Source organism: Clavibacter rahimiani (genome assembly GCF_052654495.1).
Genome location: NZ_CP199790.1, coordinates 1712092 through 1733887, shown reverse-complemented (window position 1 = coordinate 1733887; position 21796 = coordinate 1712092). Strand labels below are relative to the sequence as shown.

The following is a 21796-nucleotide window of genomic DNA, read 5'->3' as shown; positions in this document are numbered from 1 at the left end:
GCCCCGGCGGGCGTCGATAGGCTCGTGGCCCATGACCACTCCCCTCCTCTCCGTGTCCTCCGACCGCGCCGTCGATGTCGAGGCGGACGCGCTCGTCGTCGCCGTCTCCAGCGAGAAGGAGGGCATCCGCGTCCACGCTCCGGAGGGCCTCGAGCTCGACGTCGCGGGCCTGGTCGCGGTGGGCGTGACGGGAGGGCGCGACGAGGTCGTGCGCGTCGCCGGCACGGGCACCGCCGCCCGCGCGATCGCCCTGGTCGGCCTCGGCTCGGCCCCGCTCGACGCGGTCGCGCTCCGCTACGCCGTCGGCACCGCCACCCGCCAGCTGCGCGGCGTGGAGCGCGTGGCCGTCGCGGTCCCCGTGTCGTCGCTCGAGGAGCTCACCGCCGTGCTCGAGGGCGCCGCGCTCGGGACCTACTCCTTCGACGCGTACCGGCACGACTCGCTCGCCGGGCAGAAGCCGCGCGCGTCCGCCGTCACCGTCGTGGCACAGGGCGACTCGTGGACCGCCGAGGACGCCGACGAGGCCGTGGCGCGCGCGACGGCCGTGGCGGACGCCGTCGGCGGCACCAAGGACCTCGTCAACACGCCGCCGCTCGACCTGTACCCCGCGACCTTCGTGGACGCCGTCCGCGAGCGCACGGCCGGCCTGCCCGTCGACGTCCGCGTCTGGGACGAGGAGGCCCTCGCGGCGGACGGGTTCGGCGGGATCTTGGGCGTCGGCCAGGGATCCACGCGCCCGCCGCGCCTCGTGAAGGTCGCCTACTCCCCCGCAGGCGCGACGCGCCACCTCGCGCTCGTCGGCAAGGGCATCACCTACGACACCGGCGGCATCTCGCTGAAGCCCGCCGTGCCGATGATCGGCATGAAGTACGACATGACCGGAGCGGCGACGATCCTCGAGGTCGTCGTCGCAGCGGCGCGGCTGCAGCTCCCCGTGCGCCTCACGGCGTGGCTCTGCATCGCCGAGAACATGCCGTCGGGATCCGCCATCCGCCCGGACGACGTCCTGCGCATGCGCGGCGGCACGACCGTCGAGGTCCTCAACACCGACGCCGAGGGCCGCCTCGTCATGGCCGACGGCATCGTCGCTGCCAGCGAGGAGCACCCGGACGCCATCGTGGACATCGCGACGCTGACCGGGGCCCAGGTCGTGGCCCTCGGCGAGCGGTACTCCGCGGTGATGGGAGAGGACGCGCTCGTCGCGCGCCTCCTCGACGCCGCCCGCGAGCAGGGCGAGAGCATGTGGGGCATGCCCCTCCCGGAGGAGATGCGCGCGCTCCTCGCCTCCGACGTCGCCGACATCGCGAACGTCAAGCCGGGCAACCCCGCGGGCGGCATGCTCGTCGCCGGCGTCTTCCTCAAGGAGTTCGTGGGTCGCACGAGCGACGCCGACGACGCCCCGCGGATCCCGTGGGCCCACATCGACATCGCCGGGCCGTCCCACAACAAGGGCGGCGGGCACGGCTTCACGGGCAAGGGGCCGACCGGCGTCGCAGTCCGCACGCTCCTGGCCCTGGCCGCCGGTTTTTCGCGCGCGTAGTAGGCTCGGAGAGGCCTCCTGAGGGGGTCCCGCGCCTGCCCGGTCGGGCGGTCGCATGACACGACCTGATGCATACGAGGGAGATCCTGGGTGTCGGAACAGAACTTTGACGTGGTGGTGCTCGGCGGCGGGAGCGGCGGATACGCGGCAGCGCTCCGCGCGGTGCAGCTGGGCAAGACCGTGGGCCTCGTGGAGAAGGGCAAGCTGGGCGGCACGTGCCTCCACCGCGGCTGCATCCCCACCAAGGCCCTCCTGCACTCGGCCGAGGTGGCCGACGTCTCGCGGGAGTCGGAGAAGTACGGCGTCAACGCCACGTTCGACGGGGTCGACATCGCGCGCGTCACGGCGTACCGCGAGGCCATCGTCGCCAGCAAGTACAAGGGCCTCCAGGGCCTCATCAAGGCCCGCGGCATCACCGTCATCGAGGGCGAGGGGCGCCTGACCTCCGGCACCACCGTGCAGGTCGGCGACCAGACCATCACCGGCAAGAGCGTCGTCCTCGCGACCGGCTCCTACTCGCGCACGCTCCCCGGCCTCGAGATCGGCGGCCGCGTCATCACGAGCGAGCAGGCCCTCGAGCTCGACTACATCCCGAAGAAGGTCGCCATCCTCGGCGGCGGCGTCATCGGCGTGGAGTTCGCCTCCGTCTGGCGCTCCTTCGGCGTCGACGTGCAGATCATCGAGGCCCTCCCCCACCTCGTCCCGAACGAGGAGGAGTCGATCAGCAAGCAGTTCGAGCGCGCCTTCCGCAAGCGCGGCATCGCCTTCTCGCTCGGCGTGCGCTTCCAGTCGGTCACGCAGGACGACCAGGGCGTCCACGTCACCCTCGAGGACGGAACGTCCTACGACGCGGACATCCTCCTCGTCGCCGTCGGTCGCGGCCCGGCCACGCAGGGCCTCGGCTTCGAGGAGGCGGGCGTGAAGACCGACCGCGGCTTCGTGCTGACGGACGAGCGCCTCCAGACGAGCGTCCCCGGCGTCTACGCCGTCGGCGACATCGTCCCCGGACTGCAGCTCGCGCACCGCGGCTTCCAGCAGGGCATCTTCGTCGCCGAGGAGATCGCGGGCAACAAGCCCGTCGTCGTCGAGGACATCAACATCCCCAAGGTCACCTACTCCGACCCCGAGGTCGCGAGCGTGGGCTACAGCGAGGCCAAGGCCGTCGAGAAGTTCGGCGCCGACAAAGTCTCCAGCTACGAGTACAACCTCGGCGGCAACGGCAAGAGCTCGATCATCGGCACGGCGGGTTCCGTGAAGGTCGTCCGGGTGCAGGACGGCCCCGTCGTCGGCATCCACATGATCGGCGCGCGCGTCGGCGAGCTCATCGGCGAGGGCCAGCTCATCGTCAACTGGGAGGCCTACCCCGAGGACGTCGCCAGCCTGGTGCACGCCCACCCCACTCAGAACGAGGCGCTCGGGGAGGCCCACCTGGCCCTCGCCGGGACTCCTCTGCACGCCCTGTAGCACCCTGCCAACACCGACACACAAGCCGGGTCCGGAGTCGGGCCTGAAGGAGACAACCCCATGAGCGAATCCGTCCACCTCCCCGCACTCGGCGAGAGCGTCACCGAGGGCACGGTGACCCGCTGGCTCAAGAACGTCGGCGACCACGTCGAGGTCGACGAGCCCCTGCTCGAGGTGTCGACCGACAAGGTCGACACCGAGATCCCCTCCCCGGTCGCCGGCGTGATCGAGGAGATCCTGGTCCAGGAGGACGAGACCGTCGAGGTCGGCGCCGTCCTGGTGCGCATCGGCGACGGATCCGGCGGCGGCGACGCGCCGGCCGAGGAGCCCGCTGCCGCTGCCGAGGAGCAGCAGGAGGCTCCCGCCGAGGAGGCGGTGGACGACCAGGTCATCCCCTCCACCGAGGCGGACGACGACGCCGAGGCCCCCTCGCCCGTCGAGCCCGAGCCGGCTCCCGCGGCCGAGCAGGAGGCTCCCGCTCCCGAGGCCACCCCGGCTCCCGCTCCCGCCGCTCCGGCGCCCGTGCCTGCTGCCGCCCCGGCTCCTGCTGCGGCTCCCGCCCCGGCCGCTCCCGCTCCTGCCGCGGCTCCGGCTCCGGCACCGTCCGGCAACGCCGGCTACGTCACCCCGCTCGTCCGCAAGCTCGCGAACGAGCGCGGCGTCGACATCAGCACCGTGACCGGCACCGGCGTCGGGGGGCGCATCCGCAAGGAGGACGTCCTCGCCGCTGCCGAGGCCGCGGCAGCGAAGGCCAGCGCGCCGGCCCCGTCCGCTCCGGCGGCGGCCGCGGCGGCTCCCCTCGAGACGTCCCCGCTCCGCGGCACGACCGCGAAGATGTCCCGCATGCGCAAGCTCATCGCCGACCGCGCGGTCGTGTCGATGCAGTCCACCGCGCAGCTCACCTCGGTGGTCGAGGTGGACGTCACCAAGGTGGCGCGCTTCCGCGACCGCGTGAAGGGCGACTTCCTGGAGAAGACCGGCGTCAAGCTGTCCTTCCTGCCGTTCTTCGCCCTGGCCGCCGCCGAGGCGCTCAAGGCGTACCCCGTCGTGAACGCGACGGTCGACGGTGACAGCATCGTGTACCCCGACCACGAGAACATCAGCATCGCGGTCGACACGGAGCGCGGCCTCCTCACGCCCGTCGTGAAGAACGCCGAGGGAAAGAACCTGGCGCAGTTCGCGTCGGAGATCGCCGACCTCGCCGCCCGCACGCGCGACAACAAGCTGTCGCCGGACGAGCTGGCCGGCGGCACCTTCACGCTGACCAACACGGGATCGCGTGGGGCGCTCTTCGACACTCCCGTCGTGTTCCTGCCGCAGTCCGCGATCCTCGGCACCGGCATCGTGACCAAGCGTCCGGTCGTCATCACGGCCGACGGCCAGGACACCATCGCCATCCGGTCGACCGTGTACCTCGCCCTGTCCTACGACCACCGGATCGTCGACGGCGCTGACGCGTCGCGCTTCCTCGTGGCCGTGAAGAACCGTCTCGAGGCCGGCGCCTTCGACGCCGACCTGGGCATCTAGCCCGCGAGCGCGACCGATGGCGACCGTCACCGGTCGTCCATCAGGTCCCTGATCCGCCACCCGGCCTCCCCCCTGACCATCAGGAGGGAGGCCGGTCGGCGTTCCGGGGCGTCCTCGGACTGGAGCTCCACGACGGCGCCGTCGCCCAGCTGTTGGAGGGGACCGATCCGATCCCCGGAATGCACCGCCGCGTCGTCGAGGGCGCCACCGCCGCCCTCGACGATCCTCATCCTGTCGGCGTCGTCGACGGCGGAGCCGCCCTCATCGACCCCGGAGAGGCACGCCAGGTCGGCGTTCCGCAGGCACGTCGCCCGCATCCGGAGGAGGGCCGGGGCGGCTTCGCCCGGGTCCGCGGATGCCGACGCGAGCGCGTCCGCTCCGGTCGCGCTCTCGGGTCCCGGTGCCGGCGTCGCAGTCGCCTGCGTGACCGCCGCCGGCGGCGCCGTCGTCTCGGCCGACGGATCCTCGGCGGCAGCGGATCCACTGTGCGCAGCATCCGCCAGCGACGGCAGCGCGACGGTCCCCGCGGCGAGCAGCAGGAGGGCGGAGGCGCCGAGCGCCCAGACGCGCGGGCGGACCGAGGCGAGCTCCCCTCGCATCCGCTGGCGCCAGCGCCGCACCCGCGCAGCGGACCTCCGCGACCCATGATCGGGCACGGCGCGGTGCCGGCGTCCGGTGCCGGCACCGGACGCGAGGGCCCCGGAACGCGCGCGTCGCAGGCCGCCGTCACCGTCCCGTGCATCTGAGGTACCGGCATCCATGCCCAGGAGGGCTCCGTCGGCATGCGCGGGCTCGGCCGCATCCGCCAGCGGAGCGCCGTCCGCCACGTCGAGCAGCCGATCCGCGAGGTCGTGGGCCGAGAGGTCGGACTCACCGTGGATGGCGTGGTCGAGGACCTCGAGCCAGTCCTGCCAACGGTCGTCCGAGACGCGTCCGCGTGCGCCGGCGGGGTCCCGGAGAGCCCGGACGATGCGCGCGACCCGGGTCAGGTCCTGCTCGACGGGGTCGACGGCGTGCGCATGCTCGGCGCCTCCGCCGTCGGCCAGCGCGCGAGAGGACCCGAGCCCGCCGAGCATCGGGCGTCCCGTCGCGTCCATGACCACGTGCGTCAGGTCGAGGGCCCCGTGCGCGAACCCGGCCTCGTGGAGATCGCCCAGCCCGCGGAGCACGGAGACGACGAGGGTCACGGTCTCCCCCGGCGTCAGGGCGCCCCGACGCGCGACGAGGGCGGCGGCGGTGCCGCGGGATCCGAGGGACTGCACGATGCAGAGGCTCCCGTCCGCGAGCGTCGCGACGTCACGCAGGGCGACGACGTGCTCGGACGTGACCGCCTGGAGGGCGAGGATCTCCGCCTCCCCACGGCTGCGGTCCGTCGCCGGGACGATCTTCACCGCGACGTTCTCCGCGGCGCGGCCGGCGTCACGTGCCCCCGACGGTCGCCCGAGGTGCACCTCGCAGCGCCGGCCCCTCCCCATGAGCCGCACCAGGCGGTACCCGGCGACGACCGGCGTCCCCTCGACGGCGTCCGCCTTCCTGCGCCGACGTGTCGTGGCGCGCCTCACGTCCTCCGGACCTCCGTCGGCGCGAGCCGCGTTCCCGCCCTGCCGCCGCCGGCCGGCCGATGTCCGCCGGCCCTCCGGGGCACGTCCCTCGCGCATCGCATCACGTCCTCTCGTGTTCCGCTCTCGTGTTCGGCCCTCGTGCTCGGCTCTCGTGCCCGGCTCCCGCGCGACCCGTCACGGGTCGGGCGGGAGCCGCTCCCGGTCGCGAAGGTGGCGCCCGCTCGGGCGGCGGATCCATCGAGAGCATGCACCCGGGGACCCCGACGCGGATCGCACGCCTGTGGGGGACGTGGTGCCTCCCGTCCGCTTCCCGTGACCGGTCGTCCCGCCGCCCCGTTCCGGGACCGTGCCGCGCACCGGTATCCTGGGCGACATGGCCCGCAAGACAGCCTCTCCGAAGGCGCCCAAGGAACCCGGCCGCATCAAGCAGATGTGGCAGGTCTTCCAGATGACCCGGCGATACGACAAGAGCTCGGTCTGGTGGATGCTCCTGGCGCTGCTGGGCCCCGTCGTCGTGGGAATCGTCCTCGCGATCTTCGCCACCGGAGGCAACTGGCTCACCGCGATCCTGTTCGTCATCGCGGGCGTGTTCGCGGGTGTGCTCGCCTTCCTCATCGTGCTCGGCCGCAAGGCGGAGCGCGCCGCGTACCTGCAGATCAAGGGCCAGCCCGGCGCCGTCGGCGTTGTCCTCCGCAGCTCGCTCAAGCGCGGCTGGGTGGGCAGCGAGATGCCCGTCGCCGTGAACGGCAAGTCGCAGGACGCGGTCTACCGTGCGGTCGGCCGGTCGGGCGTCGCCCTCATCGGCGAGGGCCCGAAGAGCCGCACCACGCGCATGCTCGAGGACGAGCGCCGCAAGATCGCGCGCGTCCTCCCCAACGTCCCGGTGCACTTCGTCTTCGTCGGCCCCGACGCCGACTCCGTCGAGCTGCACAAGCTCGCCGGCCGCCTGCAGCGGTTCCCGCGCACCATCACCAAGGCCGAGGTGCTGGCCGTCAACAACCGGCTCACCTCGCTCGGGCAGAACAGCATGCCCATCCCGAAGGGCGTCGACCCCTTCAAGGTCCGCCCGTCGCGGGCGCGCTGATCCGCCCTCCGACCGGCGTTTGCGCGGTCACCTGCCGCGGCGCAGACTGAGCCCATGGATCCGGCCTCCGCTGCGGCACTGCTCGGCGTCGACGTGGACGCCGACCGGGTGGCCATCGGCCGTGCGTACGCGCGCCGGGCGCGCGAGACGCATCCCGACCGCCTGCCCGGCGCGACTCCGCAGCAGCTCCGCGTCGCGCACGAGCGCTTCGTCCAGCTGACGCTGGCGCGCGATGCCCTCCTCCTGCGGCAGCGCACGGCGGCGGGCGGGAGCACGCGCTCGGGCCCGCAGCGCCCGGCGTCATCGTCGCACGGTGCCCCGTCCGGTCCATCGGCCGCCGGCGCGACGAGCGAGCGGCGCTCTCCCTACGGACGATCCCGGCGCGAGCGCGCGAGCCGGGGACTCGGACCCTCCATCGCCGCGGTCTGCGCCCTGGCGGGCGTCCTGGTCGTGCTGGTGAGCTTCCAGGACTCGACGCGCGCGCAGTTCACCACGATCGGGACCGACCTCACCGACGGCGCGACCGTCGTCCCGGTCGTCGATCCGGCGACCCGGGCGAGCGAGTGCGTGGACACGAGCTCGTGCACGCTCCTCGACATGACGGCGCCGGCGGACTGCAGCGCCGCGCTCGTCCGCTTCGAGGTCACGACCGGGAGGTCGGACGACGGCCGCGAGACGGAGAGCCGCGAGCTCGGCGCCGTCCGCGCCGGGTCCCCCGCGCGCGTCGTGCTCGGCGGCCTCGACCCGGAGCTCGTGTACCTGGGCTGCGAGCCGAGCTGACACCGACGTCCGCCGTCCTCGCGGGGAGCGCGCGCCGTGCGTGCGGGACGCGTCAGGACGTGCGGACCAGCACCGTCCCGGAGAAGACGTCGTGCAGGCCGCGCTGGTCGGCGTTCCAGACGACGGCGGGCAGGACGAGGCAGATCAGCAGCGTGCGCACGGCGGGGCGCCACAGCGAGACGTAGCCGCCGACCAGCGGGCGGACGCGCATGCCCAGCACGACGTGCCCGACGCTCCCGCCCAGCGTGACGATGAGCACGTACTGCATGACCGCGAAGATCGCGAGCGTGGCCGCTGAGTCGTACGCGAAGAAGGCCCACGAGACGAGGACCGCGAGGGCCCAGTCGACGCAGACGCCGACGATGCGCCGGCCGGCTCGTGCGACGGAGCCCCGGCCGCGCTCGGGAAGGCCGAGGCGCTCCCCCGGCCACCTGTTGCGTCCGGGATCGCCGAGATCGGACATGGAGGGGGTCGCGGGCACGATCCGATCCTAGGCGCGCCTCCGGTGGATCCCCTGATCCCCGGCGCATGCGGACAGCGGGCGACGCGCCCGGGTCGGTGTGCGTAACATCGCGGAAACACGGTGGTTATGGCGAGGTAACCCCTTCCCCCTAGGGTCGTAAGGGCTGAAACCGTCAGTCTCATCCGCTCCGGCCCCCCTTTTGGAGACACCACATGTTCAGAGACTCATCCGAGGTGCTCGCGTTCATCAAGGACACCGACGTCAAGTTCCTCGATATCCGGTTCACCGACCTGCCCGGGGTGCAGCAGCACTTCAACATCCCCGCCTCCACCGTCGACGAGGAGTTCTTCTCCGTCGGCCAGCTGTTCGACGGCTCCTCGATCCGCGGCTTCGCGAGCATCCACGAGTCGGACATGCAGCTCATCCCCGACGTGACGACGGCGTACGTCGACCCGTTCCGCATCGAGCGCACGCTCATCATGGTCTTCGACATCTACAACCCCCGCAACGGCGAGATCTACGCCCGCGACCCGCGCCAGGTGGCCAAGAAGGCCGAGAAGTTCCTCGCCGCGTCCGGCATCGCCGACACCGCGTTCTTCGCGCCCGAGGCCGAGTTCTACATCTTCGACGACGTCCGCTACGAGGTGAACCAGCACACGAGCTTCTACTCGGTCGACTCCGAGGAGGGCGCCTGGAACTCGGGACGCGAGGAGGAGGGCGGCAACCTCGGCAACAAGACGCCGTACAAGGGCGGCTACTTCCCCGTCAGCCCCGTCGACAAGCAGGCCGACCTCCGCGACGACATCAGCCTCAAGCTGATCGACGCCGGCCTCATCCTCGAGCGCGCGCACCACGAGGTGGGCACGGGCGGCCAGGCGGAGATCAACTACCGCTTCGACACCATGGTCCACGCGGCGGACGACATCCTGAAGTTCAAGTACATCGTCAAGAACACGGCCGAGCAGTGGGGCAAGACGGCCACGTTCATGCCGAAGCCGCTCTTCGGCGACAACGGCTCGGGCATGCACACGCACCAGTCGCTGTGGAACGACGGCAAGCCGCTCTTCTACGACGAGGCCGGCTACGGCGGACTGTCTGACCTCGCGCGCTGGTACATCGGCGGGATCCTCAAGCACGCGCCGGCCATCCTCGCGTTCACGAACCCGACGGTGAACTCCTACCACCGCCTCGTGCCCGGCTTCGAGGCGCCCGTCAACCTGGTCTACTCGGCGGGCAACCGCTCCGCGTCGATCCGCATCCCGATCACGGGCACGAACCCGAAGGCCAAGCGCATCGAGTTCCGCGCTCCCGACGCCTCGAGCAACCCGTACCTCGCGTTCGCGGCGCAGCTCATGGCCGGCATCGACGGCATCAAGAACCGCATCGAGCCGCACGAGCCCGTCGACAAGGACCTCTACGAGCTCCCGCCCGAGGAGGCGAAGAACATCCCGCAGGTTCCCGCGTCCCTCGGTGCCGCCCTCGAGGCGCTCGAGGCCGACCACGAGTTCCTCACGGCCGGCAACGTGTTCACGCCCGACCTCATCGAGACGTGGATCGAGTACAAGCGCGAGATGGAGATCAAGCCCCTCGCGCAGCGCCCGCACCCGTTCGAGTTCGAGCTGTACTACGGCGTCTGATCCCGCCGGCGCCCCGCACCGGGGCGCGTGACGCACGGGCCGTCCTCCTCCGGGAGGGCGGCCCGTCGTCGTGACCGCGCCTGCCGCCGGGTCAGGCGCCGCGCGGCTCGGGACGTTCGTCGAGGCCGTAGAACAGCCGCTCGAAGACCGCCCGGGAGCGACGGGTCACGCCCAGGTACTCCTCCTCGAGCACCGTCGCCGAGCCCGGCGGGTACTCCAGGAGCCGGGCGATGGCGTCCAGCGCGGCGCGGTCGGCGGGCAGCACGTCCGCCGTGCGGTTCGTCCAGAGCGTCATCGCGGAGCGCACGCGGGAGGCGAGGAGCCACGCGTCACGGAGCCGCGCCGCGTCGTCCGGGACGACGAGGCCGGCGTCGACGGCGGCGTCGAGGGCGCCGAGCGTCGTCGGCGTGCGCAGGGCGGGGTGCGCGTGCGCGTGCTGCAGCTGGATCAGCTGCACGAGCCACTCGACGTCGCTGAGGGAGCCGCGGCCGAGCTTCAGGTGACGGGTCGGATCCGCGCCCTGCGGCAGCCGCTCGTTCTCCACGCGCGCCTTGATGCGCTTGATCTCGCGGACGTCCGCTTCGCCCATCCCGTCGGGGTATCGGAAGCGGTCGGCCAGGGCCGTGAAGTCGGCGATGAGGCCGCTGTCGCCGACGACCCCGCGGGCGCGCAGCAGCGCCTGCGCCTCCCACGTGAGCGACCAGCGCTCGTAGTACGCGCGGTAGGACGCGAAGGAGCGGACCACGGGGCCGTTGCGGCCCTCGGGGCGCAGGCCCGTGTCGAGGTCGAGGGGGAGGCGCGAGTCGTCCGTGAGGCGCGTGAGCTCGGACACGATGAGCTGGGCGCGGCGCTGCGCCAGCTCGGGGTCCATCCCCGCGATCGGGCGGTAGACGTGCATGACGTCGGCGTCGGATCCGAAGCCGAGTTCGGCACCGCCGTAGCGGCCCATCGCGACGACCGCGAACTCGGGCCACGGCCCGTCCTCGCGGCGGATCGCGCGCATCACGCCGCGCAGCGTCGCCGAGGTGATGTCGGCGAGCGACGGCCCGAGCGTCTCGACGTGCGTGACGCCGACGATGGCGCCGATGGCGAGGCGGAGGACCTCGCGACGGCGGAGCGTCCGCAGCGCGGCGGCCGCGGAGTCGGCGGTCGGGTGCCGGTTGACGGTCGCGACGGCCTCCTCCTCGAGCGCGGCCCACGTGCGCGGGCGGAGGTCCTCGTCGCGGGCGAGCCACGCGGCGGCCTCGGGCACCCGGTCGAGGAGCTCGGACACGTAGCGGGATCCGGACAGCACCTGCGCCAGGCGCTGGGCCGCACCGGAGGAGTCGCGGAGCATGCGCAGGAACCACGTCGCCTCCCCCAGCGCCTCGCTGAGCCGGCGGAACGCGAGCAGGCCGTGGTCGGGATCCGGGCCGTCGGCGAACCACTGCAGGAGGACCGGGAGCAGGTGCCGCTGGATGGCGGAGCTGCGGGACACCCCCTGGGCGAGGGCGCGGATGTGGGCGAGCGCACCGCGCGCGTCCACGAAGCCGATGGCCGAGAGGCGCGCGGCGGCCTGGTCGCTCGTGAGCGCGAGGGTCTCCTCGGGGAGCGACGCGACGGCGGCGAGGAGCGGTCGGTAGAACAGCCGCTCGTGGAGGGTGCGCACACGGGTCTTGGTCGCGGTCCACCGCGCCGTCAGCTCCTCCGCGCGGGCGTCGAGTCCCGTGCTGCGGGCGAGGACGCGGATCCGCTCCTCGTCGGTGGGCATCAGGTGCGTGCGGTGCAGGCGGTCGAGCTGCAGGCGGTGCTCCAGCAGCCGCAGGTAGCGGTAGTCGCGGGCGAAGTCGCCGGCCTCGGTGCGGCCGATGTACCCGGCGTCGGCGAGGGCCACGAGCGCGGCCAGGGTCCCCCGGTGGCGGACCTCCTCGTCCGTCTGCCCGTGCACGAGCTGGAGGAGCTGCACGGTGAACTCGATGTCGCGGATCCCGCCCGGTCCGAGCTTGATCTGCTGGTCGAGCTGGTCGGCGGGGATGTTGTCGGTGACCCGCGTGCGCATCCGCTGCACCTGGCCGACGAACCCCTCGCGCGAGGCGCTCGACCAGACGAGCGGGGCGACGGCGTCCGCGTACCGCTCCCCCAGCTCCGCGTCCCCGGCGAGCGGGCGGGCCTTGAGCAGGGCCTGGAACTCCCAGTCCTTCGCCCAGCGGTCGTAGTACGCGAGGTGCGACTCGAGCGTGCGGACCAGCGCGCCCGCCTTGCCCTCCGGGCGGAGGTTCGCGTCCACCTCCCACAGGGCCGGCTCGATCTCGTGCTCGTCGATGCCCCGCATGGTGAGCACGGCCAGGCGCGTGGCGAGCTCGACGGCGCGGTGAGGTTCGATGAGCGGCTCGCCGTCGGCGTCGGTCGCGGCCTCCGCCACGAAGATCACGTCGACGTCGCTGACGTAGTTGAGCTCGCGCGCACCGGCCTTGCCCATGCCGATGACGGCCAGGCGAGTGGCGGCGATCTCCTCGGGCCACGCCCGTCCGAAGGTGCCGGGGGCCGAGAGCTCCGCGCGCGCGACCGCGAGGGACGCCTCGAGCGCCGCTCCCGCGAGGTCGGCCAGGGCGGCGGTGACGGGCCGCACGGCCGCGAGCGGGTCCGGGTGGACGAGGTCCCACGCGGCGACCCGGGCGACGAGCGCCCGGTAGCGGATCCGGAGCGCCGCACGCGCCTCCGTGCCGGTCAGCGCGGCGACGCCGTCGACGGCGCCGACCGACGCGAGGAGCTGCTCGCGGACGTCGTCCGGGGCCGGCGCGTGGCCGAGCGGTCGGGCGAACGCGTCGAGCTCCAGGGGGTGCCGGGACAGGAAGTCGGCGAGGCCGCGGGAGGAGCCGAGGACCCGCGCCAGCCGGTGGCGGGCGTCGTCGTCGCCGAGGGCCGCGCGCGTGCGCTCCGGGTCGATCCGCAGCAGGTGCACCAGGGCGTCGAGCGCCGCGTCGGGATCGGCGCTCGGCGTGAGCGCCTCGACGAGGTCCGCCTCGGCCCAGCCCGACAGCTCCGCGGCCTCCGCGAGCGTCGCGCCGACCTCGCTGAGGCGCGCGAAGCCCGCCCGCGCCAGGGCGCCGATCAGGGTCTGTCCGCGTCTCATCGGGGGCTCCGGCCTGGTCGTCGGATGTCGGTGCTCGTGCGGGTGCCGCTCTGCCGGACGGGGATCCGCGTCAGAGCATCTCGAGGTTCGAGCGCAGCTCGTACGGCGTCACCTGGGCGCGGTAGTCGCGCCACTCCTGCCGCTTGTTGAGCAGGACGTAGTTGAACACCTGCTCCCCCAGGGTCTCGGCGACGAGCTCGGAGCGCTCCATGAGCTGGATCGCGTGGTCGAGGCTCGACGGCAGCGGCGCGTATCCGAGGGCGCGGCGCTCGGCGTCGCTGAGGCTCCAGACGTTGTCCTCGGCCTCGGGCGGCAGCTCGTAGCCCTCCTCGATGCCCTTGAGGCCGGCGGCCAGCATGAGCGAGAACGAGAGGTACGGGTTGGCCGCGGAGTCGATGGCGCGGTACTCGACGCGCGAGCTGTTGCCCTTGTTGGGCTTGTACAGCGGCACGCGCACGAGCGCGGAGCGGTTGTTGTGGCCCCACGTGACGAAGCTCGGCGCCTCGCCGCCGCCCCAGAGCCGCTTGTAGGAGTTCACGAACTGGTTGGTGACGGCCGTGATCTCGGGGGCGTGCCGCAGCAGGCCCGCGATGAACTGGCGGCCGATCGTGGAGAGCTGGTACTCGGCGCCGGACGCGTAGAACGCGTTGACGTCGCCCTCGAACAGGGACATGTGGGTGTGCATCCCGCTGCCCGGCTGCGCCGCGAGGGGCTTCGGCATGAACGTCGCGTAGACGCCCTGCTCGATCGCCACCTCCTTGATGACCGTGCGGAACGTCATGATGTTGTCCGCGGTGGTGAGCGCGTCCGCGTAGCGGAGGTCGATCTCGTTCTGTCCGGGGCCCGCCTCGTGGTGGCTGAACTCGACGGAGATGCCGAGGTCCTCGAGCATGCGCACCGAGCGGCGGCGGAAGTCGTGCGCCGTGCCGCCGGGGACGTTGTCGAAGTAGCCGGCCGCGTCGACCGGCTCGGGGCCGTCGACGCCGAACTCGCTCGACTTGAGCAGGTAGAACTCGATCTCGGGGTGCGTGTAGAACGTGAAGCCGCGGTCGGCCGCCTTCTCCAGCGTGCGCTTGAGCACGTTGCGCGGATCGGCGATGGCGGGCTGGCCGTCGGGCGTGGAGATGTCGCAGAACATGCGCGCCGTCGGGTCGATCTCGCCGCGCCACGGGAGGATCTGGAACGTCGTCGGATCCGGGTGGGCCAGCATGTCGGCCTCGTACGAGCGGGTGAGGCCCTCGATGGCGGAGCCGTCGAACCCGAGGCCCTCCGCGAACGCGCCCTCGACCTCGGCCGGGGCGATCGCGACCGACTTCAAGGTGCCGGTCACGTCGGTGAACCACAGGCGCACGAACTTGATCCCGCGCTCCTCGATCGTCCGCAGGACGAAGTCACGCTGCTTGTCCATCCACCACCCTCTCGTCGGTGTCCAACCTACCGGCTGGCCGGGGGTCGGGCGGAGCGCCCGCGGGGCCCGCCGTAGACTTCGCGTCATGCAGAGCCCCGATGCTGCCGTGCCCCCGACCGACCCCGCCGCCCTGCCCGCCGAGCCCGCCGCCGGGCCGAAGCGCGTGCGCATCCGCCACTTCGCGCGGGCGAAGGAGCAGGGCCTCAAGATCACGGGGCTGACGAGCTACGACATGCTCACGGCCGGCGTCTTCGACGAGGCCGGCATCGACTTCCTCCTCGTCGGCGACTCCGCGGGCAACACCGTGCTCGGGTACGACACGACCGTGCCCGTCACGGTCGACGAGCTCATCCCCCTCGCGCGCGCCGTGGCCGCATCCGCCGAGCGCGCGCTCGTCGTGGCCGACCTGCCGTTCGGGTCGTACGAGTCGGGGCCCGACCAGGCCCTCGCCACCTCCGTGCGCTTCATGAAGGAGGCCCGCGCCCACGCCGTGAAGCTCGAGGGCGGCGTGCGCAGCGCGGAGCAGATCCGTCGCGTGGTGACGTCCGGGATCCCGGTCATGGGCCACGTCGGGTTCACGCCGCAGAGCGAGCACGGGCTGGGCGGCCACATCATCCAGGGCCGCGGGGATGCGGCCGAGGCGCTCCTCGCCGACGCGCGCGCCGTGGAGGACGCGGGCGCGTTCGCCGTGGTGCTCGAGATGGTGCCGCAGGAGATCGCGCGGCGGGTCACCGCGGAGCTCCGGATCCCCACGATCGGCATCGGCGCCGGGAACGGGACGGACGGGCAGATCCTCGTGTGGACCGACTTCGCCGGCCTCACCTCCGGTCGTGTGCCGCGGTTCGTGCGTCGCTACGCGGACATGCGCGCGGTGCTGCTCGACGCGGCGACCCGCTACCGGGACGACGTCGTCTCCGGGGCGTTCCCGGACGCGTCCGAGAGCTACTCCGACTGAGGCACGGGCCGAGGGCCGGTCAGTCCCGGTCGCGCTCCTCGGCGGCCCACTGCTCGGCGCGCTCGCGCAGCCTCTGGGGCGCGCGGGCCGCCTCCTCCGCCGTCGCGAACGGTCCGATGCGGTGCGCGCCCGGGGACAGCATCCCCTTCTCCACCTCGCCCGTGCGGTCGTCGTACCAGTACTGCTCGTCGGTGTCGCTCATGCTGCCGATGCTAGGCCCGTCCGCTCCCGGCGCGACGACCGGGACCGCGCGGACGAGCCGGTAGGGTCGCTTGCATGAGCGACGACGCGACGACCGCAATCGGCATCGACATCGGCGGGACCGGCATCAAGGGCGCCATCGTGGACGTCGCGACCGGCGAGCTGCGCAGCGAGCGCGTGAAGCTCCCGACGCCCCAGGGCGGCGAGCCCGAGGACATCGTGGCCACGGTGAAGCAGATCATCGAGGAGCTCGGCGAGGTCCCCGCGGGCACCCCGCTCGGCGTGTGCTTCCCCGCCGCCATCGTCCACGGCACGACCATGTCGGCCGCCAACGTCTCCCCCACGTGGATCGGCCTCGAGGCCGAGAAGCTGTTCGAGGAGCGCCTGGGCCTCGGCATCACCTTCGTCAACGACGCGGACGCGGCGGGCTACGCCGAGGCGCGCTACGGCGCCGCCAAGGACGTGCGCGGCCTCGTGATCATGACCACGCTCGGCACGGGCATCGGCACCGCCCTCATCCACGACGGCGTGCTGATCCCGAACGCGGAGCTCGGCCACATGGACGTCGCGGGCCGCCGCGACTTCGAGCGCCGCGCGTCGTACGCCGCCAAGGAACGGGCCCACCTCAACTGGAAGCGCTGGGCAGCGCGCCTGCAGGTGTACTACGGCCAGCTCGAGAAGCTCATGTGGCCGGAGCTGTTCATCGTCGGCGGCGGCGTCTCGAAGAACCACAAGCACTTCCTGCCGCTGCTCCGCCTGCGCACGCCCATCGTCCCCGCGGAGCTGCGGAACAACGCGGGCATCATGGGCGCCGCGGCCCTCGCCGCCCACGCGGCCGGCGTGAGCCCGCACGCTCCCGCGGCCGAGCTCGTCGACAAGACGAAGCCCGAGGACTGAGCCCGCGCCACGCGGAGCACGACGAAGCGGCCGGACCCCTGGGGATCCGGCCGCTTCGTCGTGTGGATGCGGATGGGCCGGCTGATACGCCGGGTTCTGTCCCGGTGCCGGAGCACCATGGACGGCCATCTATCTCGGAGCTGCGTCACCGCAGCCCTCCAGCGGTCTACCCGGGGACTGGACGAGCAGCCTGTGCGTCCCCTGTTCGACCTTGCTCCGGGCGAGGTTTGCATAGCCGACCCGATCACTCGGGCCGCTGGTGGTCTCTTACACCGCCGTTTCACCCTCACCCGCCGCTCGCGCGACGGGCGGTCTGCTCTCTGTTGCACTGTCTCGCGGGTCGCCCCGGGTGGGTGTTACCCACCGCCCTGCTCTGCGGAGCCCGGACGTTCCTCGACGCGGTCGGTGTCCCGGAGGATCGACCGCGGCGCGACCGTCTTGCCGACCCATCCGCGGGGACGAGTCTAGGGCAGCGGCAGCGGCAGCGGCAGCGGCAGCCGCGGACCGGCGCCTAGAGCCCCGACTCGTCCGTGCGCACAAGGATCGCGTTGCTCTCGGGGTCGATGATGACGTCGTCGGGAGCGCGCTTCCGCAACGCGTCGAGGTCGCTCTGGTGCAGGGCGATGTTGCTGCCGAGCGAGATGCCGCGGTGCAGCATGGCCGCGCCGACGCCGTAGCGGGCGCGCTGCTTCTCGTACAGGGCGAGGAGGTCCTCCGGGAACCGCGGCGCCAGGGCGTCGCGGTCCTTCTGCGCCTGCTCGGCCTGCACGCGCAGCTCGACGGCCGCGGCGTCGCGCTGGGCCTCGACCGCGGCGAGGCGGTCGGCCAGCGCGTCCCGCTCGACGACGACCTCGGCCTGGGCGGCCTGCGCCTCCTCGAGCCGCTGCATCACCTCGAGCTCCACCTCCTCGAGCGTGTCGCGGCGGCGCAGGAGCGACTCCAGCTCGCGCTCGAGCGCCTGCACGTCCTTGGAGCTGCCGCCCGCCTCGATGCGGGTCCGGTCGCGGTCCATGCGGGCCTGCACGACGGCGACGTCGGACTCGATGCGCGTGAGCTCGGTCTGCGCGTCCTCCACCACGCCGGTCCGCTCGCCGAGGCGGCGGCGCACGAGCTCCATCTCCCGCTGCAGCGCGTCGATCTCCTTCAGCTGCGGGAGCTGGGCGAGCTGGCGCTTCAGGTGGGTGAGACGGGTGTCGATCTCCTGCAGGTCGAGGAGCTCCTTCTGGATGCTCGGATCGGCTTTCATGCTCTCCCTCTCGTGGTGCGTGCCCGCCTGCCGTGCAGGCGGGTTCACGGTGCGTGTCGTGGATGCGCGGGAACGGCCGCGCGGCGTGCCGTCACTGCGTGACGACGAAGTCCCAGGGGTCGGTGCGGATGTCGCTGACGACGACCTCCACGTCGGGCAGGGCCGACCGCAGCGTGTCGGCGGCGCGGTCGAGCCACAGCCACTCGCTCGCCCAGTGCGACGTGTCGATGAGGTACGGCGTGCCGCCGCGGAGGGCGGCGGACTCACGCGCCTCGCTCGCCGGGTGGTGGCGGAGGTCGGACGTGATGTAGACGTCGGCCGCCTGCACCTCCGCCGCCCCGAGCAGCGAGTCGCCCGCGCCGCCGCAGAGGGCCACGCGGGTGACGGGGGCGTCGTAGTCGCCGGCGACGCGGATCCCCGTCGCCGTCGGCGGCAGGATCCGGGCGAGCTCCCCGGCGAGGCGGCCGAGCGTGGTGGTCGCGGGGAGGTCGCCGACGCGGCCGATGCCGCGCACGCCGCCCTCGGCGGGGTCGAGCGGGCGGATGGTGCCGGGCACCAGGCCGAGGAGCGCCGCGAGCCGGCCCGACGTGCCCTCCTCGACGACGTCGGCGGTCGTGTGGGAGGCGTGCAGCGCGCAGTCGCCGCGGACGAGATCGGCGAGGAGCCCGCCCTTGTACCCGGTCTCGGCGATGCTCGTGACGCCGCGGAGGAGCAGCGGGTGATGCACGAGCAGGAGGTCGGCGTCGGCGGCGATGGCCTCGTCCACCGTGGCGCGCACGGCGTCGACGGCGAGGTGGATGCGGCGGACCGGGCGACGCGGATCACCGGAGACGAGCCCGGAGGCGTCCCAGTCGGAGGCGCCCGCGGGCGGCCACGCGCCCTCGACGATCCGGATGACGTCGGCGAGGGTGGGGATCACGTGCCCATCGTAACGAAGGGGCGGTCGCGGCCCGTCGTCCGGGCGGGTCCCGTCAGTCGCGGCGGGAGGAGCGGCGGGGCGCGGCCTCGTCGCGCGGTTCGTCCGTGGATGACCCGGGCGAGGGCACGAGCGGCGCGAGGGGCCACAGGCTCCGCTGGGCGGATCCGCGGTGGGTGCTGGATCCGTGCGTCGCGGCGTCGACGACCGACCAGGAGGCGGCGTCCTCGGCCGTGTCGGAGCTCATGCGTGGATGCTACCGCGACGCGCGCACGGCGACCGGGGCCGTACGGCCCGCGGCCATGCGGATCCCGCGGGTGGGCCGCCGTCGACGGACGAGCGTCGCCGGGCCGTGGCTCAGCGGACGCCGCGGGCGGTGAGCGCGTCGCCGAGCTCGTCGGCGTGCTTGAGCGCGAGGACGAGGAAGGGCACCACGAAGGCGCGCACGCTCGGACGGACGCCCCGCGCCCTCTGCGCCTCCCGGACGTCGGCCGCCAGGCGGCCGAGGACGGGCACGGTCCCCGCCGTGACCGTGAGCAGCAGCGCGATGCGCTCCGTGTCGATCCCGAGCCGCTCCAGCGGCCGGAGGCCGCGCTCGACGCTGTCGAGCAGCGCGGTCATGGACGTCGTGAGGACGAGCAGGCCGGCGACGGCCACCGCGGACGTGACCCGTGCCGTGTTCGCCACCGCGGGCTCGGGCCCGAGCAGCACGAGCTGGCTCACGAGCGTGACGAGCACGAGCCAGCGCACGGCGCGCACCTGGGCGATGAGCCGGCGCATCCCGAGCATCCCGTCGCCCAGCTGCGCCGCGGCGTAGGCGGCCACCGCCACGGCGGCGGCGACACCGGCGGCCCACCACGTGGAGGGCAGGAGGGAGACGGCGAGCACCACGACCATGAGCAGGACGAGCTCGGGACCCGCGGGCATCCGCGCGAGGCGGCCCGGCCGACGCGCCGCCGCGGGCGTCACGCGAGCATCGCCTCGTACTCGGCGATGACGGCGGCGGGCTCCCCCGTCCGGATCAGCCGGCCACCCGCGAAGAGGACGGCTGCGTCGCAGCGGGCCGCGGCGGCGAGGTCGTGGGTGACGAGCACGAGCCGGTGCCCGTCCTCGAGGAGGTGGCCCAGGACGCGGCGCGCGTTGCGGGCGTCGAGGTACGCGGTCGGCTCGTCGGCGATGACGAGCTCGGGGCGACGCACGAACGCGCCTGCCAGGGCGAGGAGCTGCTTCTGCCCGCCGGAGAGCTCGTGCGACGAGCGGTCGGCGAGGTCCTGGATGCCGAGGCGGCGGAGGGCCTCGTCGACCCGGGCCGCCGACTCGGCGCGCGGCAGCCGCTCGGGCCGCAGCGAGAACGCGATGTCCTCCGCCACCGTCGGCATGACGATCTGCGCGTCCGGGTTGCTGAACACGAGCGCGACGCGGCGGCGCAGCTCGCGGGATCCGCGCGTCGGGTCGACCCCCAGGACCCGCAGCTCCCCCGTCGTCGCGTCGACCAGCCCGCCGAGCAGGCGGGCGAACGTGCTCTTGCCGGATCCGTTCTCGCCGACCACCGCGAGCGTGCGCACGTCCGTGTCGAGCGTGACGTCCTGGAGCGCCTCGACGTCGCCGAGGCGCACGCCGACGCCCGCGAGGTGCAGCGGGGCGGGAGCCCGTCGCCCGGTCGGCGTCACCGATCCGCCGTGGCGTCGCGCTCCCGACGCGCGGGGCTCCAGCCGGACGCGCGCCGGAAGGCGCGGGGGTAGCCGCGCACCAGCGTCATGACGATGGCCGTCGCGACGGCGGCCTTGACGAGGTCGCCGGGCAGGAAGACGAGGCTGGTCAGCGCCGTCTCGGCCAGCGGCAGGCGGGTGACGAGGCTCTGGACCGGGATCCCCACGGCGTAGATCGCCGCGATGCCGCCGACGAGCATCGCCACCGCGGTGCGCCATGCGGTGGGTCGCCTCCCGCCGAGGTGCACGATGAGGCCGACGACGGCGGCGCCGAGCACCCAGCCGACGAGGTAGCCGGCGGTCGGCCCGACGAAGACGCCGAGGCCGCCGTGGCCGCCGGAGAGGAGCGGGAGGCCCAGCGCGACGAGCGCGAGGAGGACGGCGAGGGCGAGCGCGCCGAGCCGGGGGCCGAGGATCGCACCCGCGAGCATGACCCCGAGCGTCTGCGCGGTGATGGGGACCCCGCCCACCACGCCGATGCTGCCCGGCAGGCCCAGCACCGCGACGACGGCCGCGAGCACGGCGACCCGGGCGAGGTCGGTCGCGTCCACCCGCGACGCGCGCCGGTCGGCGGCGGGGTGGGAGGAGGACGGGGTCATGGGCATCCTTCGATCGGGTGGTGCGAGGAGGTGGTGCCGCCGCGACCTGAACTGCGTTCACCTGAACGCCGTTCACTATAGTGGCGGCATGGCACGAGCGGGCGCGACGGGGCGGCACACCCGGGAGGACGTCGCCCGCACCGCCCTGCGGATCCTCGACGAGCACGGGCTGCCCGACTTCACGATGCGCCGCCTCGCCGCCGCGCTCGATGTCCAGCCGAGCGCCCTCTACTGGCACTTCCCCGACAAGCAGAGCCTCCTCGCGGAGCTGGCGGACCGCATCGTCGCGGAGGCGCGGGACGTCCGGAAGGTCGACGTGCCCGCCTCGTCCGGGTGGACCGGGCGCGTGCGGCACGAGGCGGTGGCCCTGCGAGCGGCGCTCCTCGCGCACCGCGACGGCGCGGAGGTGGTGGCGAGCACCACCGCTCTCGGGCTCGGGGCGTCCGCGGCGCGTGACGCGCTGTCGTCCGCGGTCGCCCAGGGCGGCCTCGGCGAGGCGGCGTGCGCCCGCGCCGCGTCCGCGCTCCTGCACTTCGTCCTCGGGCACGTGGCGCACGAGCAGCAGAGGATCCAGCTCGACCGCCTGGGCCTGCTCCCGGTGGACCCTGCCCGCGAGGATCCCGCCGGCGACTTCGCGTTCGGCGTGGACCTGCTGATCCGGGGCCTCGGCACGCTCGCCTGACGGGAGGCGCGGCC

The 21796-nt window shown here is 73.4% G+C and carries 20 protein-coding genes and 1 other RNA gene; 9 read left to right on the top strand and 12 right to left on the bottom strand.

Translation table 11 applies throughout. The annotated features are described in order from the left end of the window. Positions 1-31 precede the first annotated feature (31 nt). From ACT7CP_RS08240 to sucB, 3 genes are all read left to right on the top strand, one after another. On the top strand, positions 32-1540 hold the full coding sequence (locus ACT7CP_RS08240) for a leucyl aminopeptidase (RefSeq protein ID WP_445441857.1): 1509 nt from the start codon (positions 32-34) through the stop codon (positions 1538-1540). Between the two features lie 90 nt (positions 1541-1630). Then, entirely contained in the window at positions 1631-3004 is a 1374-nt protein-coding gene (gene lpdA, locus ACT7CP_RS08235) for a dihydrolipoyl dehydrogenase (RefSeq protein WP_445441856.1), read from the top strand. Between the two features lie 60 nt (positions 3005-3064). Continuing rightward, a complete protein-coding gene (gene sucB, locus ACT7CP_RS08230) occupies positions 3065-4531 on the top strand; it encodes a 2-oxoglutarate dehydrogenase, E2 component, dihydrolipoamide succinyltransferase (protein ID WP_445441855.1) in 1467 nt (488 codons plus the stop codon). 26 nt (positions 4532-4557) lie between these two features. On the opposite strand, the gene ACT7CP_RS08225 is transcribed toward sucB, so the two are convergent. After that, positions 4558-6006, bottom strand: coding sequence for a protein kinase (locus tag ACT7CP_RS08225; RefSeq protein WP_445443973.1), 1449 nt, complete (start codon positions 6004-6006; stop codon positions 4558-4560). Between the two features lie 460 nt (positions 6007-6466). Between ACT7CP_RS08225 and ACT7CP_RS08220 the strand changes: the two genes are divergently transcribed. Continuing rightward, positions 6467-7177: a DUF4191 domain-containing protein gene (locus ACT7CP_RS08220; protein WP_445441854.1), complete on the top strand. Its 711-nt coding sequence runs from the start codon at positions 6467-6469 to the stop codon at positions 7175-7177. 54 nt (positions 7178-7231) lie between these two features. Next, the gene (locus ACT7CP_RS08215; protein WP_445441853.1) at positions 7232-7957 is read left to right on the top strand and encodes a J domain-containing protein; all 726 of its coding nucleotides are present in this window, start codon (positions 7232-7234) and stop codon (positions 7955-7957) included. A gap of 52 nt (positions 7958-8009) precedes the next feature. On the opposite strand, the gene ACT7CP_RS08210 is transcribed toward ACT7CP_RS08215, so the two are convergent. Beyond that, the gene (locus tag ACT7CP_RS08210) at positions 8010-8438 is read right to left on the bottom strand and encodes an RDD family protein (protein WP_445441852.1); all 429 of its coding nucleotides are present in this window, start codon (positions 8436-8438) and stop codon (positions 8010-8012) included. Positions 8439-8632: 194 nt separating this feature from the next. Between ACT7CP_RS08210 and glnA the strand changes: the two genes are divergently transcribed. Beyond that, positions 8633-10057, top strand: a complete 1425-nt coding sequence (gene glnA / locus ACT7CP_RS08205) for a type I glutamate--ammonia ligase (RefSeq protein WP_413963004.1) — start codon at positions 8633-8635, stop codon at positions 10055-10057. A 91-nt stretch (positions 10058-10148) separates the two neighbouring features. Here the strand turns inward: glnA and ACT7CP_RS08200 are convergent, their stop codons facing one another. Continuing rightward, positions 10149-13169, bottom strand: coding sequence for a bifunctional [glutamine synthetase] adenylyltransferase/[glutamine synthetase]-adenylyl-L-tyrosine phosphorylase (locus tag ACT7CP_RS08200; protein WP_445441851.1), 3021 nt, complete (start codon positions 13167-13169; stop codon positions 10149-10151). A 70-nt stretch (positions 13170-13239) separates the two neighbouring features. After that, complete coding sequence (locus ACT7CP_RS08195; RefSeq protein ID WP_307501138.1) at positions 13240-14577, bottom strand: glutamine synthetase family protein; 1338 nt, start codon at positions 14575-14577, stop codon at positions 13240-13242. An 85-nt stretch (positions 14578-14662) separates the two neighbouring features. Here ACT7CP_RS08195 and panB point away from each other — a divergent pair, with 85 nt between their 5' ends. Further along, positions 14663-15532: a 3-methyl-2-oxobutanoate hydroxymethyltransferase gene (panB, locus tag ACT7CP_RS08190; RefSeq protein ID WP_445441850.1), complete on the top strand. Its 870-nt coding sequence runs from the start codon at positions 14663-14665 to the stop codon at positions 15530-15532. A gap of 19 nt (positions 15533-15551) precedes the next feature. On the opposite strand, the gene ACT7CP_RS08185 is transcribed toward panB, so the two are convergent. Continuing rightward, a complete protein-coding gene (locus tag ACT7CP_RS08185) occupies positions 15552-15734 on the bottom strand; it encodes an SPOR domain-containing protein (RefSeq protein WP_307501142.1) in 183 nt (60 codons plus the stop codon). Between the two features lie 74 nt (positions 15735-15808). Between ACT7CP_RS08185 and ppgK the strand changes: the two genes are divergently transcribed. Further along, a complete protein-coding gene (gene ppgK / locus ACT7CP_RS08180; protein ID WP_307501144.1) occupies positions 15809-16630 on the top strand; it encodes a polyphosphate--glucose phosphotransferase in 822 nt (273 codons plus the stop codon). Between the two features lie 69 nt (positions 16631-16699). Here ppgK and rnpB read toward each other — a convergent pair. From rnpB to ACT7CP_RS08145, 7 genes are all read right to left on the bottom strand, one after another. Beyond that, positions 16700-17079: RNase P RNA component class A (rnpB, locus tag ACT7CP_RS08175), an RNA gene on the bottom strand. 62 nt (positions 17080-17141) lie between these two features. Then, positions 17142-17876, bottom strand: coding sequence for a zinc ribbon domain-containing protein (locus tag ACT7CP_RS08170; RefSeq protein ID WP_413963007.1), 735 nt, complete (start codon positions 17874-17876; stop codon positions 17142-17144). A 91-nt stretch (positions 17877-17967) separates the two neighbouring features. Beyond that, positions 17968-18795 carry a Nif3-like dinuclear metal center hexameric protein gene (locus ACT7CP_RS08165; RefSeq protein WP_413963008.1) on the bottom strand — a complete coding sequence of 276 codons (828 nt, stop codon included), beginning with the start codon at positions 18793-18795 and terminating at the stop codon, positions 17968-17970. A gap of 52 nt (positions 18796-18847) precedes the next feature. Next, positions 18848-19039 (bottom strand): hypothetical protein, encoded by a 192-nt coding sequence (locus tag ACT7CP_RS08160; RefSeq protein WP_413963009.1) that lies wholly within the window; start codon positions 19037-19039, stop codon positions 18848-18850. A gap of 110 nt (positions 19040-19149) precedes the next feature. Then, positions 19150-19761, bottom strand: coding sequence for a CbiQ family ECF transporter T component (locus ACT7CP_RS08155; protein WP_445441849.1), 612 nt, complete (start codon positions 19759-19761; stop codon positions 19150-19152). Beyond that, a complete protein-coding gene (locus ACT7CP_RS08150; RefSeq protein WP_445441848.1) occupies positions 19758-20462 on the bottom strand; it encodes an energy-coupling factor ABC transporter ATP-binding protein in 705 nt (234 codons plus the stop codon). Before ACT7CP_RS08150 ends, ACT7CP_RS08155 begins: the two co-directional genes overlap by 4 nt. Then, positions 20459-21100 (bottom strand): biotin transporter BioY, encoded by a 642-nt coding sequence (locus ACT7CP_RS08145; RefSeq protein WP_445441847.1) that lies wholly within the window; start codon positions 21098-21100, stop codon positions 20459-20461. The genes ACT7CP_RS08150 and ACT7CP_RS08145 overlap by 4 nt, the downstream gene beginning before the upstream one ends. Positions 21101-21188: 88 nt before the next feature. Here ACT7CP_RS08145 and ACT7CP_RS08140 point away from each other — a divergent pair, with 88 nt between their 5' ends. Continuing rightward, positions 21189-21782 carry a TetR/AcrR family transcriptional regulator C-terminal domain-containing protein gene (locus tag ACT7CP_RS08140; protein ID WP_445441846.1) on the top strand — a complete coding sequence of 198 codons (594 nt, stop codon included), beginning with the start codon at positions 21189-21191 and terminating at the stop codon, positions 21780-21782. The last annotated feature ends 14 nt before the right edge of the window (positions 21783-21796 follow it).

Coding starts and splice junctions, on each gene's coding strand:
- ACT7CP_RS08185 (WP_307501142.1), bottom strand. CDS start 15,734: ATGAGCGACACCGACGAGCAGTACTGGTACGACGACCGCACGGGCGAG.
- ACT7CP_RS08170 (WP_413963007.1), bottom strand. CDS start 17,876: ATGAAAGCCGATCCGAGCATCCAGAAGGAGCTCCTCGACCTGCAGGAG.
- ACT7CP_RS08200 (WP_445441851.1), bottom strand. CDS start 13,169: ATGAGACGCGGACAGACCCTGATCGGCGCCCTGGCGCGGGCGGGCTTC.
- sucB (WP_445441855.1), top strand. CDS start 3,065: ATGAGCGAATCCGTCCACCTCCCCGCACTCGGCGAGAGCGTCACCGAG.
- panB (WP_445441850.1), top strand. CDS start 14,663: ATGCAGAGCCCCGATGCTGCCGTGCCCCCGACCGACCCCGCCGCCCTG.
- ACT7CP_RS08225 (WP_445443973.1), bottom strand. CDS start 6,006: ATGGGGAGGGGCCGGCGCTGCGAGGTGCACCTCGGGCGACCGTCGGGG.
- glnA (WP_413963004.1), top strand. CDS start 8,633: ATGTTCAGAGACTCATCCGAGGTGCTCGCGTTCATCAAGGACACCGAC.
- ACT7CP_RS08140 (WP_445441846.1), top strand. CDS start 21,189: ATGGCACGAGCGGGCGCGACGGGGCGGCACACCCGGGAGGACGTCGCC.
- ACT7CP_RS08240 (WP_445441857.1), top strand. CDS start 32: ATGACCACTCCCCTCCTCTCCGTGTCCTCCGACCGCGCCGTCGATGTC.
- ACT7CP_RS08145 (WP_445441847.1), bottom strand. CDS start 21,100: ATGACCCCGTCCTCCTCCCACCCCGCCGCCGACCGGCGCGCGTCGCGG.
- ppgK (WP_307501144.1), top strand. CDS start 15,809: ATGAGCGACGACGCGACGACCGCAATCGGCATCGACATCGGCGGGACC.
- ACT7CP_RS08160 (WP_413963009.1), bottom strand. CDS start 19,039: ATGAGCTCCGACACGGCCGAGGACGCCGCCTCCTGGTCGGTCGTCGAC.
- ACT7CP_RS08215 (WP_445441853.1), top strand. CDS start 7,232: ATGGATCCGGCCTCCGCTGCGGCACTGCTCGGCGTCGACGTGGACGCC.
- ACT7CP_RS08220 (WP_445441854.1), top strand. CDS start 6,467: ATGGCCCGCAAGACAGCCTCTCCGAAGGCGCCCAAGGAACCCGGCCGC.
- ACT7CP_RS08195 (WP_307501138.1), bottom strand. CDS start 14,577: ATGGACAAGCAGCGTGACTTCGTCCTGCGGACGATCGAGGAGCGCGGG.